The sequence below is a fragment of the Cupriavidus sp. FW305-46 genome (assembly GCF_058787075.1).
Window position 1 is genome coordinate 18,468 of the sequence record NZ_JBYSZI010000067.1, and the last position, 14,478, is coordinate 32,945.

Consider the following 14,478-nt stretch of genomic DNA (forward strand, 5'->3'; position numbering starts at 1 on the left):
CCCCAAACTGTGGCTGACGGGGCGCGCGGGCAATCATGAGCACGACACGCGTGGTCAACATTCGGCAGGCTTGCCTGCCCTTGCGGGATGGGGCCAGGCGCGTTCCGGCCGTGACCCCGGCACATGATAAACTCGGCGTTTTGCGCCAATCTATCCATTCCTCGCCCGGCCGCCGGAGCAGCCCGCATCCCTGGGGTGCCACCCGGTTCCGCGCAGGTGAAAGCAATCGATGATCACCGGCCTTCTCAAGAAAGTCTTCGGCAGCCGCAATGAGCGGCTGATCAAACAATATCGCCGCACGGTGGCGCAGATCAATGCGCTGGAGCCGAAGTTCGAGCAGCTCTCGGACGACGAACTGCGCGGCATGACGGAGACCTTCCGGCAGCGCCACGCCGGCGGCGAATCGCTCGAGGCGCTGCTGCCCGAGGCCTTCGCCGTCTGCCGCGAGGCCAGCAAGCGTGTCATGAAGATGCGCCACTTCGACGTGCAGCTGATCGGCGGCATGGTGCTGAACGACAACAAGATCGCCGAAATGCGCACCGGCGAAGGCAAGACGCTGACCGCGACGCTGGCCGTGTACCTGAATGCCATCACCGGCCAGGGCGTGCACGTGGTCACCGTCAACGACTACCTGGCGCAGCGCGATGCCGAGTGGATGGGCCGGCTGTACAACTTCCTGGGCCTGTCGGTGGGCGTGAACCTGTCGCAGATGCCGCACGATGCCAAGCAGGCGGCGTACAACTCGGACATCACCTACGGCACCAATAACGAGTTCGGCTTCGACTACCTGCGCGACAACATGGTCTACGACCCGTCGCAGCGCGTGCAACGCCCGCTCAACTACGCCATCGTCGATGAAGTGGACTCGATCCTGATCGACGAGGCCCGCACCCCGCTGATCATCTCCGGCCAGGCCGAGAACCAGACCGACCTGTACCAGCGCATGAACGGCATCCCCAAGCTGCTCGAGCGCCAGATCGGTGAAGAGAAGGCCGACGGCACCGGCGTCGAGAAGCCGGGCGACTACTACGTCGACGAGAAGGGCCACCAGGTCTACCTGACCGAAGCCGGCCACGAGAAGGCCGAAGAGATCCTGTCGCAGCAAGGCCTGATCGGCGAGGGCGAGTCGCTCTACGCGCCGCAGAACATCACGCTGATGCACCACCTGTACGCCGCCCTGCGCGCGCACAGCCTGTTCCATCGCGACCAGCACTATGTGGTGCAGAACGACGAAGTCGTGATCGTCGACGAGTTCACCGGCCGCCTGATGACCGGCCGCCGCTGGTCCGACGGCCTGCACCAGGCCGTGGAGGCCAAGGAAGGCGTCACCGTCCAGCAAGAGAACCAGACGCTGGCGACGATCACCTTCCAGAACTACTTCCGCATGTACAACAAGCTGGCCGGCATGACCGGCACGGCTGACACCGAAGCGTATGAGTTCCAGGAGATCTACGGCCTGGAAGTGGTGGTGATCCCGACCAACCGCCCGGCCCAGCGCAAGGACCAGCAGGACCAGATCTACAAGACCGGCAAGGAGCGCTACGACGCCGTGGTGCGCGATATCCGCGACTGCTACGAGCGTGGCCAGCCGGTGCTGGTGGGCACCACCTCGATCGAGACCTCGGAATACCTGTCGGGACTGCTCGATCGCGAGCAACTGCCGCACCAGGTGCTCAATGCCAAGCAGCACGCGCGCGAAGCCGAGATCGTGGCCCAGGCCGGCCGCCCCAAGATGATCACCATTGCCACCAACATGGCCGGCCGCGGTACCGACATCGTGCTGGGCGGCAATGTGGAGAAGCAATCCGGCTTTATCGAGGCGGACCCGAACCTGTCCGACGCCGAGAAGGCCGCGCGCATCAAGCAGCTCGAGGATGAGTGGCATTCGCTGCACGAGCAGGTCAAGGCAGCCGGCGGCCTGCATATCGTCGGCACCGAGCGCCATGAGTCGCGCCGTATCGACAACCAGCTGCGCGGCCGTGCCGGCCGCCAGGGCGACCCGGGTTCGTCGCGCTTCTACCTGTCGCTGGACGACCAGCTGCTGCGCATCTTCGCCGGCGACCGCGTGCGCGCCATCATGGAGCGCCTGAAGATGCCCGAGGGCGAGCCGATCGAAGCCGGCATCGTCACGCGCTCGATCGAATCGGCGCAGCGCAAGGTCGAAGGCCGCAACTTCGACATCCGCAAGCAGCTGCTGCAGTACGACGACGTCGCCAACGACCAGCGCAAGGAAATCTACAAGCTGCGCAACGACGTGCTGGAAGCCCAGGATGTCGGCGACATGGTGACCAACCTGCGCGAGAGCGTGCTGGTTGAGCTGTTCCGCGACCACGTGCCGGCCGACACCATGGAAGAGCAGTGGAACATCGCCGGCCTGGAAACGCGCCTGCGCGAGGACTGGGGCCTGGAAGTGCCGCTGGCGCAGACCATCGAGGGCGCGCAGAGCATCGAGGACGAAGAGCTGCTCAACCTGATCATGAAGGCGGCCGCGGAGCGCTACGACGGCAAGGTCGCGATGGTCGGCCGCGAGTCGTTCGCCGGCTTCGAGCGCTCGGTCATGCTGCAGAGCATCGATACGCACTGGCGCGAGCACCTGGCCGCGCTGGACCACCTGCGCCAGGGCATCCACCTGCGCGGCTATGCGCAGAAGGATCCCAAGCAGGAATACAAGCGCGAGTCGTTCGAGCTGTTCGCGCGCCTGCTGGACCTGATCAAGAACGAAGTCACGCGCGTGACCTTCAACGTGCAGATCCAGTCGCCGGAAGAGCTGGAGCAGGCTTCGGAAGAGATCGAGGAAGGCCTGTCGCACCTGGAGAACATCCAGTACAAGCACGACGAGTTCGCCGAAGGGCGCGAGCCGGTCGAGGAAGCGCCGTCGCCGCGCACCGGTGCGGCCATGGCCGCCGCCGAGCTGGCGCTGGCGGGCATGCCCAAGGTCGGCCGCAATGACCCGTGCCCGTGCGGCTCGGGCAAGAAGTTCAAGCAGTGCCACGGCAGGCTCAGCTGAACTGAGCCCGGCCGGGTACCCGGCATGACGTCGTTCCCGCTGTGTGGGGAGTGACGCGAAAGGAAACGACATGCCCGCCCTTAGCGGGCATGTTCGTCTGATGACAAGCAAGTTGCGAGCAGAAGCCGCAAGCAGATAACGCAAGCAGGAAAGAGGAGTCCACATGCCCGTCAATCTTCCGCTGCCCCAGGCAGAGAACCTGAAATCCGTCGCCGGCGTGGAGCTGGGCTGGGCCGAGGCGGGCATCCGCAAGGCCAACCGCAAGGACGTGCTGGTGGTGCGCGTGGCCGATGGCAGCACCGTGGCCGGCGTCTTCACCAGCAACCGCTTCTGCGCCGCGCCGGTGCAGGTCTGCCGCGAGCACCTGGCCGCTGGCAAGGGCATCCGCGCGCTGGTGGTCAACACCGGCAATGCCAACGCCGGCACCGGCGAACCGGGCCTGGCCAATGCCCGCGCCAGCTGCGACGCGCTGGCAGCGCAACTGGGCATCGCCGCCGAGCAGGTGCTGCCGTTCTCGACCGGCGTGATCCTGGAACCGCTGCCGGTCGACCGCCTGGTGGCCGGCCTGCCCGCCGCCATCGCCAACGCGAAGCCGGACAACTGGCTGGCCGCCGCCGAAGCCATCATGACCACCGACACGCAGCCCAAGGCCGCGTCGCGCACGGTGCAGATCGACGGCAAGACCGTGACGCTGTCGGGCATCAGCAAGGGCGCCGGCATGATCCGCCCGAACATGGCGACCATGCTCGGCTTTATCGCCATGGACGCCGCCGTGGCCCAGCCGGTGCTGCAGGCGCTGGTCTCCTACGCCGCCGACCATTCGTTCAACAGCATCACCATCGACGGCGATACCTCGACCAACGACTCGTTCGTGCTGATCGCCACGGGCAAGTCCGGCGCCGTGGTCGAGCGCGCCGAAGGCCCTGCCTTCGAGGCGCTGCGCGACGCGGTGACCGCGCTGGCGCAGGAACTGGCGCAGATGATTGTGCGCGACGGCGAAGGCGCCACCAAGCTGATGACCATCCGCGTCGAAGGCGGCAAGGACGTCGCCGAGTGCCGCCAGATCGCCTATGCGGTGGCGCACTCGCCGCTGGTCAAGACCGCGTTCTATGCGTCGGACCCCAACCTGGGCCGCATCCTGGCCGCGGTCGGCTACGCCGGCGTGAATGACCTCGACGTCGGCCGCGTCAACCTGTGGCTGGACGATGTCTGGGTGGCCCGCGACGGCGGCCGCAACCCCGACTACCGCGAGGAAGACGGCCAGCGCGTGATGAAGCAGGCCGAGATCACCGTGCGCATCGCGCTCGGCCGCGGCAAGGCCGAAGCGACGGTCTGGACCTGCGACCTGTCGCACGACTACGTGTCGATCAACGCGGATTACCGCTCATAACTGCCAGCAACACGCTGACCCCTACTGCCACACGCCCCTGCCATGTCTGACCTCGCCGCCCGCCTCGACAACTTCCTCGCCCGACTCGAACAATGGCTGCCGCCGCAACTGAGCGACGCCGACTGGCAGGAGGCCGTGGCATTCCGCTGGCGCAAGCGGCAGAGCCTGTTCGGCAATATCGGCTACCTGCAGCCGGTGCGCCAGCTGCCGCCGATCCACCTGGACGACCTGAAGAACATCGAGCGGCAGAAGGACGCCATCGTCGCCAACACACGCCAGTTCGTGAGCAAGCTGCCGGCCAACAACGTGCTGCTGACCGGCGCGCGCGGCACCGGCAAGTCATCGCTGATCAAGGCCTGCCTCAATGCCTTCGTCAGGGACGGGCTGCGGCTGGTCGAGGTGGACAAGGATGACCTGGGCGACCTCGGCGATATCGTCGAGCTGGTTGCGCAGCGCCCCGAGCGCTTCGTGATCTTCTGCGACGACTTGTCGTTCGAAGAAGGCGAGTCGGGCTACAAGTCGCTCAAGTCGGCGCTGGACGGCTCGGTGGCGGCGCAGTCGGACAATGTGCTGATCTACGCCACCTCCAACCGCCGGCACCTGCTGCCGGAGTACATGAAGGACAACGAGACCTACCGTCACACCGACGATGGCGAGATCCATCCCGGCGAAGTGGTGGAAGAGAAGATTTCGCTGTCCGAGCGCTTCGGGCTGTGGCTGTCGTTCTACCCGCCCAAGCAGGACGAATACCTGGCCATCGTCGGCCACTGGCTCAGGCACTTCGGCTGCACCGACGAGGACATCGCCGCGGCGCGCGGCGATGCGCTGGTGTGGGCGCTGGAGCGCGGCTCGCGCTCGGGCCGCGTGGCGTGGCAGTTTGCGCGCGACTGGGGCGGCAAGCATGGCAAGCCTTATATCGCCGACGTGGACGGCGACGCCAAGGCATGAGCGCATCCATGCAAAGCCCCGCAGACACGGCCGGCAATTCTCCGCGCAAAGTCACCGAGGTCGCCGTGGGCGTGATAGTGCAGCCCGACGGCCGCTTCCTGTTGGCGCAACGCCCTGCGGGCAAGCCCTACGAGGGCTATTGGGAATTCCCCGGCGGCAAGCTGGAGCCCGGTGAGTCGGTGGAGGCAGCACTGGCCAGAGAACTCCATGAAGAGCTGGGCCTTGATGTAACGCAATGCGAGCGCTGGCACATCCTTGAACATGACTACCCGCACGCCTATGTGCGGCTGTACTTTTGCAAGGTCACGGCCTGGCGGGGCGATCCCATCGGCCGCGAAGGCCAGGCCTTCTCCTGGCAGCAGACGCCCGTGACAGTCGGGCCGCTGCTGCCCGCCACCATCCCGGTGGTGGAGTGGCTTGCCGAGGAAGCGCGCGACAGCTGACCTTGCCCTTTGCCGCCGGTGGGCTGCGCCTGCTGGCCGAGGGCGCCAACTTCTGGCTGTCGGCCGGGGCCTCGGTGGTGCGGCTGTCGACGCGCTTCTCGCTGGCGCTGGAACATGCCGAGCGACGCGGCACGCTGCTGGCCTCGGGCCTGAAGCCTGGTCGGCGTGATGCTGGCCGCGGTGATCGGCCTGTCGGGCAGGGATGCGCCGCTGGCGCTGGCCGGGGCCGGGTTTGAAGCGACCGCGCAGTGGCTGGGCCTGGCGGTGTTCGCGCTGGTGTGCGTAGGCTTCTACCGCCGCGTGCTGGCGGCGGCGCACTGAACCACGGGGGACGCTGAAGGCGAGGGCGCGTCAGTCGTCCTCGTCTTCAGGCTGGTCGGCGGAGGTTTCGCCCGGCTTGCCGCCGATCACGTATTTCTCGGACGCCCAGGCGCCGAGATCGATCTGCTTGCAGCGCTCGGAACAGAAGGGGCGGAATTTGTTGTCGGGCACCCAGGCCACCTCGGTGCCGCAGGTGGGGCATTTGACGACAGCAGGCATAGCGTTCAGCGCAGGCTTCAGAAATTGCAGAGTTTCAGCAGGAACGGGATATCCGCATCGACCGAGCGTGGGCGCAGGTCGCCGTCCTGCTGCGTGAAGCGCACCCACAGCATGTACTTGTTGGCGCTCATCTCGGGGATGAAGGCCAGCAGCGAGTCATCCAGGTAGACCTGCATCAGCTGGTAGCTGCGCCCGGACAGCATCTGCTGGTAGCTGCCGCCGGTGGCGATCACCTTGCCGCTCTGGCCGGCTTCGCGCAGCAGGCGCAGCACGATGGTGGTGCCCATGCGCAGCGACAGCAGCGGACGTGCCCACTTCAGGATATCGGCGCGGCGGTCTTCGGCGGGGCGGTGCTGCCAGGCATAGTAGGCCGGCAGGTCGAACTCGCAGGTGCCGCCGGGAATGATCGCGCGGCTGCGGATGCTGGTCAGCCACTCGTTGTCGGCCAGCAGCTGGCCGGCCTTGCCCACGGTCTGGTTGAGCATGGCGATGCCTTGCTCGATCTCGCCGATGACGGCGTCCAGCGCCTCCTGGTCGATCTGCGGGCTGGCGCGCAGCGGCGCCAGTGCCTGGCGCTGGCGTTCCAGTTCCTTGATCAGGTCGGTCTTGAGGTCGGCGCGGCCGGCCACGTCGATGATCTCGAACAGCGTGGTCAGCGCGACATGGTGCTGGTGGGCATGATCCTGGCCGAGAAAGTATTCCAGCCGATCGAACAGGTCCTCCAGGCGCAGGAGTGTCCTGATGCGTTCGTTGAAAGGGTATTCGTACAGAATCAAGTGCAATGTCCGTGCAGGGCGTCGGGCGCTTTCAGGAGCGGCCCGGTGCAGAATGAGGCCCGGGAAATGCCGGAAGGGGCGATATATGGCGGGCGGTTGCCGGCAGTATGCGGTGATTTCCCCGCATATTCCAGCGCATTCTATGCGAGACACGGGCCGAGGACAATGTCGCGTGCATGATGCCATGCGCTGGCGCGCCGGGTTGCGCGTTATGGATGGACCCTGGCCGCCGCCGACAGTTCACGATAGTAGCGGTCGAGCCGGTCGACCTGGTCCACCAGCGCCTCCACCGGGCCGTCGTTGTCGATGACGTCGTCGGCACATGCCAGGCGCTCGGCGCGGGTGGCCTGTCTGGCCATGATGGCCTGCACCTGCTCGCGGCTGAAGCCGTTGCGCGACATCACGCGCGCTACCTGGGTGGCCTCGGTGCAGTCCACCACCAGCACGCGGCCCACGCGCTCGCGCCATGAGCCCGATTCCACCAGCAGCGGTACCACGTAGATCAGGTAGGGATGGTCGCCGGCATCGCGGATCGCGTGGGCGCGCTCGGTGGTCAGTGCACGGATCAGCGGGTGGGTGATGGCTTCAAGCCGCGCCTTGGCTGCGGGGTCGGCAAACACCAGTGCGCGCATCGCGTCGCGGTCCATGGCGCCGTCGGGACGCAGGCAGGCCGGGCCGAAGGCCTCGACCAGTGCCGGGATGGCGCGCCCGCCCGGGGCGGTGATCTCGTGCGCGAGCAGGTCGGTGTCGATGATCGCGGCACCGCGCGCGGCAAACATGTCGGCCACGCGGGTCTTGCCGCTGCCGATGCCGCCGGTCAGTCCGATTTCCAGCATGTGAGGCTCTGTTGACGATGTTGCCGCAACGATACCAGCTTCAGCGGAGATCGTCGGACACCGTCATGGCCATGCAAACAGCGGCAGCACGCCGGTGCCGAACAGCAGCACCACCACGCCGGCCAGCGCGATGAAGGGCCCGAACGGGAACGGCGTGTCGCGCTCCTGGCGGCGCAGCGCGATATTGGCCAGCCCGAACAGCACGCCGACCACCGACGACAGCAGCACCAGCGCGGGCAGCGCCTGCCAGCCGAACCAGGCGCCCAGCGCCGCCATCAGCTTGAAGTCGCCAAAGCCCATGCCTTCCTTGCCGCGCACCAGCCGGAACAGCCAGTAGGCCGTCCACAGCACCAGGTAGCCGGCAGCAGCGCCGATCACGGCGTCGGGCAGCGCCACGAACACGCCGCCCAGGTTCAGCAGCAGGCCCAGCCACAGCAGCGGCAGGGTGATCTGGTCCGGCAGCAGTTGCGTATCGGCATCGATCATGGTCAGCGCCAGCAGCGCCCACACCAGTACCAGCGCGGCCAGGGCCTGTCCGCCGGGGCCGAAGCGCCACGCCGCCAACGCGCTCAGCACGCCACAGGCCAGCTCGACCAGCGGATAGCGCACACTGATCGGCGCCTTGCATGCCGAGCAGCGCCCGCGCAGGAACAGGTAGCTCAGCACCGGCACGTTCTCCCACGGCGCAATCGCGTGGCCGCAATGCGGGCAGGCCGAGCGCGGCACCATCAGGTTGTAGCGGCCGGGGTAGGGCAGCGGGTCGCCGCGCAGCTCGGCGATATAGTTGGCCTCGTCGCGCTCCATCATGCGTGGCATCCGGTGGATGACCACGTTGAGGAAGCTGCCGACCACCAGCCCGAGCAGCGCGGCGGCCGCCACCAGGAAGGCGGGCGGCAACGCCGTCAGCGCCTCGACCAGCGGCGCGCCGCCGGTGGAGGCCGACGAAGGGTAGGGAGAAGCAGACCACGCAGGCAACATCGCTTACACCACCTGTCCCAGCTTGAAGATCGGCAGGTACATCGCCACCACCATGCCGCCGATCAGCACACCCAGCACCACGATGATCAGCGGCTCGATCAGGCTGGAGATCGCGGCCACGGCATCGTCGACCTCGCGCTCGTAGAACTCCGCCACCTTCAGCAGCATGTTGTCCAGCGCGCCGGACTCCTCACCGATCTGCGTCATCTGCAGCACCATGTTGTCGAACACATGGGTGGCCTGCATCGCGTTGGTCAGGCTGGTGCCGATGCGCACCGATTGCTCGATCTCGCGCGTGGCGTCGTAGTAGACCCAGTTGCCGGCCGCGCCGGCCACGGACTCCATTGACTCCACCAGCGGGGTGCCGGCGGCGAACATGGTGGCCAGCGTGCGGGTCCAGCGCGCGATCACGGCCTTGCGGAACAGGCTGCCGAAGATCGGCAGCTTCAGCAGCGTGCGGTCGGTGGCGCGCTGCACCTTCTCCGATTTCTTCAGTGCGCGCAGGTAGAAGGAGATGCCGGCCACCGGCACCCCGATCACCAGGTACCAGTACTGGACAAAGAAGTCCGAGATGGCGATCACCAGCAGCGTCGGCGCCGGCAGGTTGGCGCCGAAGCTGGAGAACACGCCCTTGAACGCCGGGATCACGAACAGCATCAGGATCACGGTCACGGCAAAGGCCACCGTCAGCACCGCGATCGGGTAGATCATCGCCGACTTGATCTGGCCTTTCAGCGCGATGGTCTTTTCCATGTAGAGCGACAGGCGCTCCAGCAGCGAGTCCAGGATACCGCCCTGTTCGCCGGCATCGATCAGGTTGCAGTACAGCGTATCGAAGTACTTCGGATGGCGCCGGAATGCCGCGGCCATGCTGCTGCCGGCCTCGATGTCGAAGCGGATGTCGGACAGCAGCTGGGTGAAGTTGGGATTCACGTGGCCACGCGCGATGATGTCGATCGACTGCAGCAGCGGAATGCCGGCCTTGAGCATGGTCGACAACTGCCGGGTGAAGTAGGCGATGTCCTTCTCGGTGATCTTGCGCCCGCGCGCGGCCTTGCGCTTCTTCAGCTTGACGATGGTCAGGCCCTGCTTGCGCAGCGTGGCGGTGACCTCGGCCTGGTTCTCGGCGCGCAGTTCGCCGGTGAAGGTCTTGCCCTTGCGGTCCTTGCCTTCCCACTCAAAGATGTACTGGGTGGGTGCCTTGCGCCCCTTCCCTGATTTCGCCCGTGACGGTGCCGCCGTCCGGGCGCTCGCCGCTGGTGCACGCGTCGCCATGATATTGACCCCCGATGTAAATGACGCTTGTTCTGCGTCTTGTATTTACGTTGTGTCCTGCTTCCCTAAGTGTTTGTTGTCGCCAGCACTTCTTCGAGTGACGTGACGCCCTGCTTCACCTTCAGCAGCCCCGCTTCGCGCAACGATAGCACGCCGTCCTTGCGCGCCTGCTCGGCGATCTGCAGTGCCGTTCCGTGCGTCAGGATGATTTCCTGCATGGCCTCGGTGATCGGCATGACCTGGTAGATGCCGCAGCGGCCCTTGTAGCCGGTGCCGTTGCAGCGCTCGCAGCCGACCGGGTGGTAGGGCTGCCAGCTGCCGTCCAGGTCTTGTTCGCGGAAGCCCGCCTCCAGCAGCGCCTCGCGCGGGATCTCGCCCTCGCGCTTGCAGGTGCACAGCCGCCGCGCCAGCCGCTGCGCGGTGATCATCAGCACGCTCGAGGCAATATTGAAGGCCGCCACGCCCATGTTCATCAACCGCGTCAGCGTGGTCGGCGCATCGTTGGTGTGCAGCGTCGACAACACCAGGTGACCGGTCTGCGCGGCCTTGATCGAGATGTCGGCGGTTTCCAGGTCGCGGATTTCGCCGACCATGATGATGTCCGGGTCCTGCCGCAGGAACGAACGCAGGGCCGCGGCAAAGGTCAGGCCCGCCTTGTCGTTGACGTTGACCTGGTTGATGCCGGGCAGCTGGATTTCGGCCGGGTCTTCCGCGGTGGAGATATTGATGTCGCCCTGGTTGAGCAGGTTCAGGAAGGTGTACAGCGACACCGTCTTGCCGCTGCCGGTGGGGCCGGTCACCAGCACCATGCCGTAGGGGCGCTTGATCACGTCCAGCAGCAGCGCCTTCTGCTCGGGCTCATAGCCGAGCTGGTCGATGTCGAGCTTGTCGGACGAAGATTCCAGGATCCGCATCACGATCTTCTCGCCGAACAGCGTCGGCAGCGTCGACACGCGGAAATCCACTGCCCGCTCGACCGTCTCCTTGGCGTCCTTGTCCTTGGGCAGGGCAATCAGCAGCTTCATGCGGCCGTCCTGCGGCACGCGCTTTTCAGAAATATCCAGGCGCGACAGCACCTTGATGCGGGTGGCGATCTTGTCGCGGATGTCCAGCGGCGGGCGTGCAACCTCCTGCAACACCCCGTCCACGCGGAAGCGGACGCGGTAGAAAGTCTCGAACGGCTCGAAGTGCAGGTCGGACGCGCCGCGATGGAAGGCCTCGGTCAGCAGCTTCTGCAGGAAGCGCACCACCGGGGCGTCGTCGATATTGTCAGCGGTGGTGCGGTTGCGCTGGTTGCCGGCCGCGGCCACCGGATCGTATTCGATCATCTTGCGCTCGGCCTGCACCGGCGAGATGTTCTTCAGCGTGCCCAGGGCCTCGCCGGCGGAGCGCACGTGCTTCATCAGCTTGTCGTGCTCGACCACCACCGCTTCGACCGGCAGCTTGTACTTTTCCTTGATCGCATCCAGCCCGGCCTGGTTGGACGGGTCGGACATCGCCAGCACCAGCCGGTTCTCGCGCCGGCCCAGCGGCAGCAGCCTGTGCGCGTGGAATTCACGGTTGCCGGCCAGCAACGGCGGCACCTTGGTCAGGTTGTACTGGGCCAGGTCCAGCAGCGGCAGCTGGTACTTGTCCGCGGCAAACAGCGCCAGGTCGTGCGCGCTCATGGTGCCGCTGCCGACGATCTCGTCGATCAGCTGCGACTGCTTTTCACGCGCGGCCTGCTCCAGCTGAGCAAGCAGGGCGGGCGCGATACGCCGGCTCTGGGCCAGGGCAAGACCGAGTGTCATGGCAGGTGCGCTGTGCGGTGCGGTTAGGCGGTGGCGGATGCCACGCAGGCGGGGCGGACGGACCCACGTCCCCGGATCGGGGCAGTTTGCCGCCGGGGTCACTTTTTGTAAAGCCGACGCGGGCGCGGTGTTGGCGTTTGCGCGACACGGGCGCAACCCTACTTGCGCGGGGAAGAAGCGGCGTTTCAGGCAGCTTCCTTGCGAGCGGGGTGGTGTCCTTTTGAGAGGAATCCCTGCCCTCGCCTTTTCAATTGCCACCTTCCGGCGGCTGGTGCGCGACGGCAAGCTCGCGCCCCATGCGGAAGTGGGTCGTAGCCAGCTGTTTTCCGCGGCCGACCTGAAGGCATTCAAGCGTCAGCGCAAGGCGATCAAGGGATGAGTTGCCGGAGGATCGGGGAGGGGGGCAGAAAGACAAAAGGCCGAACCAACTGACGTTGATTCGGCCTTTTAAATCTGGTCGGGGTGAGAGGATTCGAACCTCCCGTAACCGACGAGAAATCAAGGGTTCCCGGGCTATTGCGCAGGCAATCCGTTGCGTCTGGTTGACACAATGGGAGGCCAGTTTAACACGGGGAAGCCGTCTCCTAGGTTCCTACAGGCCGGCCACGTCGGCCACTAGCATGAACTTTGCCGGGTATGAGACCGTGTTAGGAATCTCCACGGGAAAGCTATCCCGCGATAGCGTCCAGTCACACAGCCCGCCCCTAGGCCGGTCCATGGCTCCGCACGACCAAATAGCCGTCTTTGGCACGTCCTCGTAGTACGTCTCGAACTTGAACCCTGGATCGCTCATGGCGACGGCGTAGCTCCCCGGCTGTAGGCCGTCCCAGGTGTAGGGCATGCCGGCAAGGGGAACCACGGCGGCGAGCTTCAGCGGGGACAGGTGGTCCCCAAATACCTTGACGCCCTGCGCGTTGAAAATCTCCATCCCGTAGGTCTGCGTGGTCCATTCTGGCGTGTCGAACGCATAGACCGTGGCGGTTGTTGGATCGGTGGATCGGAAGACGAATGTCCAGGTGCCGTTTCCGTTATCGACCGACGCCAGGACGAAAATGGGGGCGCCGGCTTTCCAGAAGACCATGGGGGCCTTCGCTTGGAGCGTCATGACCCCATCGAAAGCGCGGGCGCCTTGTGCCGGTGTGGCGATGCTGATCTGCTGCTTGTGGCGCAGGGACATAGCGGCCCAATCGGCATCGACCTGCACTGTCCCCCAATCGTTGAGGACTTGGATGCCTGCGGTCATCAGTGGACTCCATATCGGATGAGGCAATTGATCCTCTGCGGGTTCCCCGGCGTGGGCATGTAGACCCAAGAGATCGTCCCGCCGCTAATCGAGACAACGGGCGGGGAGAACCACCCGATGGGGTTCTCTAGCGCGGTCAGGATGAAAAAAGGGGCGCCCGTATTAGTTCCATCAACCACCACGGAACCGTCCGCTCCATTAGTCACGACGGCGCCCGTGAAGCGCCCGATGCGGTCGCCCAAGGAGAGTTTCAGGTTCCCGGCCCCATCGAAGACTTGTAGACCCGCTGGCACTAGGGAAGCTCCACAAAGGCCGCGCGGCGGTATCGCAGCGGCAGGGTATCGGGGATGCGGTGACGGAGCCGCATGACGTTGTTGCTGTCATAGGCGCGGACTTGGGTGACGTCAGGAGCCGAGTTGGCGCCGTCTGGGGCGCGATCTGTCGGGCACTGACTATGAGTGCGGCCAACGATGATGGTTGCGTAGGTCATAGATTCGGGGGGCAGGCTGTGGAGCCGAGGTGGAGGGGACGGCCTTATGCCGCCTGCATGGTCGGGGTGGTTAGCGCCCGCTCCACCGGCCAGCCGGCCCGGAGACGCCCGTAGAGGGTGGAGTAGCGCATACCAAAGCGGGCGGCCCATTCTTTCAGCGGCAGCCGCTCGCCCTGATAGGCCACGAGCGTTCGCACATGACAGCCCGGGGGAAGGCCTACGACGTCCTTTGGGTCCATGCCGCGCTTGATGCGGTCGCGGAACACGTCGTAGGGGATTCCGTAGTGCCGCGCCCAGGCCGCCATTGAGCGGCGCTCCCCGTCGATCTCCACCGCCGTCCGCATTTGCGTCCAGTGCGGGAGGTCGAGGGCGTCGGCCAGGGACCGACCGGAGCGGGTTACGCGGTCCTTGAGGGTCGCCCAGGACAGGCCGTTGTCCTCAGCTACTTCCGCCAGGGAGACGGCGCGACCATCGTCCAGCGTGACGCGGCGGGTATTGCGCTTGTTGCGGGCCTGCTCTTTGGGCGTGGCCCACTTGCAGTTACCAGGCTCATAGTTCCCATTGACGTCAAGGCGCTCCATGCTGGCGTCAGGGAACGGGATGTCGCCCCAGAACTCGGCGAACGCCCAGAAGTCGTTACGCCACTCTTCACACACCTGAATCCCGCGTCCGCCATAGTTTCCATAGGCCGGATGCCGGGGGTTGCCGCACCTCTCCAGCATGCGCCGGTAGCGCGGCCACAAGGGGTGGCTGGACTTCGCC

General features: G+C 65.9%; 12 protein-coding genes and 2 pseudogenes. 6 read left to right on the plus strand and 8 right to left on the minus strand.

Annotated elements, in window-relative coordinates; genetic code table 11:
• Positions 1 to 229 precede the first annotated feature (229 nt).
• The 5 genes and pseudogenes from secA to AC3WON_RS26245 all read left to right on the plus strand — a co-directional run.
• Positions 230 to 3,007 (plus strand): preprotein translocase subunit SecA, encoded by a 2,778-nt coding sequence (gene secA, locus AC3WON_RS26225; RefSeq protein ID WP_492320376.1) that lies wholly within the window; start codon positions 230 to 232, stop codon positions 3,005 to 3,007.
• Positions 3,008 to 3,170: 163 nt separating this feature from the next.
• Complete coding sequence (gene argJ, locus AC3WON_RS26230; RefSeq protein WP_492353048.1) at positions 3,171 to 4,397, plus strand: bifunctional glutamate N-acetyltransferase/amino-acid acetyltransferase ArgJ; 1,227 nt, start codon at positions 3,171 to 3,173, stop codon at positions 4,395 to 4,397.
• A gap of 42 nt (positions 4,398 to 4,439) precedes the next feature.
• Positions 4,440 to 5,345, plus strand: coding sequence for an ATP-binding protein (locus AC3WON_RS26235; RefSeq protein ID WP_492320374.1), 906 nt, complete (start codon positions 4,440 to 4,442; stop codon positions 5,343 to 5,345).
• Positions 5,342 to 5,788: an NUDIX domain-containing protein gene (locus AC3WON_RS26240; protein WP_492320373.1), complete on the plus strand. Its 447-nt coding sequence runs from the start codon at positions 5,342 to 5,344 to the stop codon at positions 5,786 to 5,788. Before AC3WON_RS26235 ends, AC3WON_RS26240 begins: the two co-directional genes overlap by 4 nt.
• A 122-nt stretch (positions 5,789 to 5,910) precedes the next feature.
• Positions 5,911 to 6,109 (plus strand): annotated as a pseudogene (locus tag AC3WON_RS26245) (hypothetical protein); the annotation flags it as partial.
• A gap of 30 nt (positions 6,110 to 6,139) precedes the next feature.
• Here AC3WON_RS26245 and AC3WON_RS26250 read toward each other — a convergent pair.
• The 6 genes from AC3WON_RS26250 to pilB all read right to left on the minus strand — a co-directional run bounded on the left by AC3WON_RS26250 (position 6,140) and on the right by pilB (position 11,983).
• Positions 6,140 to 6,328 (minus strand): DNA gyrase inhibitor YacG, encoded by a 189-nt coding sequence (locus tag AC3WON_RS26250; RefSeq protein ID WP_013958063.1) that lies wholly within the window; start codon positions 6,326 to 6,328, stop codon positions 6,140 to 6,142.
• Positions 6,329 to 6,345: 17 nt separating this feature from the next.
• A complete protein-coding gene (gene zapD, locus AC3WON_RS26255; protein WP_492353049.1) occupies positions 6,346 to 7,104 on the minus strand; it encodes a cell division protein ZapD in 759 nt (252 codons plus the stop codon).
• Between the two features lie 209 nt (positions 7,105 to 7,313).
• Positions 7,314 to 7,940 (minus strand): dephospho-CoA kinase, encoded by a 627-nt coding sequence (coaE, locus tag AC3WON_RS26260; protein WP_010814753.1) that lies wholly within the window; start codon positions 7,938 to 7,940, stop codon positions 7,314 to 7,316.
• 63 nt (positions 7,941 to 8,003) lie between these two features.
• Positions 8,004 to 8,918 carry a prepilin peptidase gene (locus tag AC3WON_RS26265; RefSeq protein ID WP_492353050.1) on the minus strand — a complete coding sequence of 305 codons (915 nt, stop codon included), beginning with the start codon at positions 8,916 to 8,918 and terminating at the stop codon, positions 8,004 to 8,006.
• A 3-nt stretch (positions 8,919 to 8,921) separates the two neighbouring features.
• Positions 8,922 to 10,193 (minus strand): type II secretion system F family protein, encoded by a 1,272-nt coding sequence (locus AC3WON_RS26270; protein WP_492320370.1) that lies wholly within the window; start codon positions 10,191 to 10,193, stop codon positions 8,922 to 8,924.
• A 65-nt stretch (positions 10,194 to 10,258) separates the two neighbouring features.
• A complete protein-coding gene (pilB, locus tag AC3WON_RS26275) occupies positions 10,259 to 11,983 on the minus strand; it encodes a type IV-A pilus assembly ATPase PilB (protein ID WP_492353051.1) in 1,725 nt (574 codons plus the stop codon).
• A 220-nt stretch (positions 11,984 to 12,203) separates the two neighbouring features.
• Between pilB and AC3WON_RS26280 the strand changes: the two genes are divergently transcribed.
• On the plus strand, positions 12,204 to 12,362 hold the full coding sequence (locus tag AC3WON_RS26280) for a hypothetical protein (protein ID WP_492320368.1): 159 nt from the start codon (positions 12,204 to 12,206) through the stop codon (positions 12,360 to 12,362).
• A 213-nt stretch (positions 12,363 to 12,575) separates the two neighbouring features.
• On the opposite strand, the gene AC3WON_RS26285 is transcribed toward AC3WON_RS26280, so the two are convergent.
• Both AC3WON_RS26285 and AC3WON_RS26290 read right to left on the minus strand, forming a co-directional pair.
• Positions 12,576 to 13,226, minus strand: coding sequence for a hypothetical protein (locus tag AC3WON_RS26285; protein WP_492353052.1), 651 nt, complete (start codon positions 13,224 to 13,226; stop codon positions 12,576 to 12,578).
• A 534-nt stretch (positions 13,227 to 13,760) separates the two neighbouring features.
• A pseudogene (locus AC3WON_RS26290) lies at positions 13,761 to 14,478 on the minus strand (hypothetical protein); the annotation flags it as partial.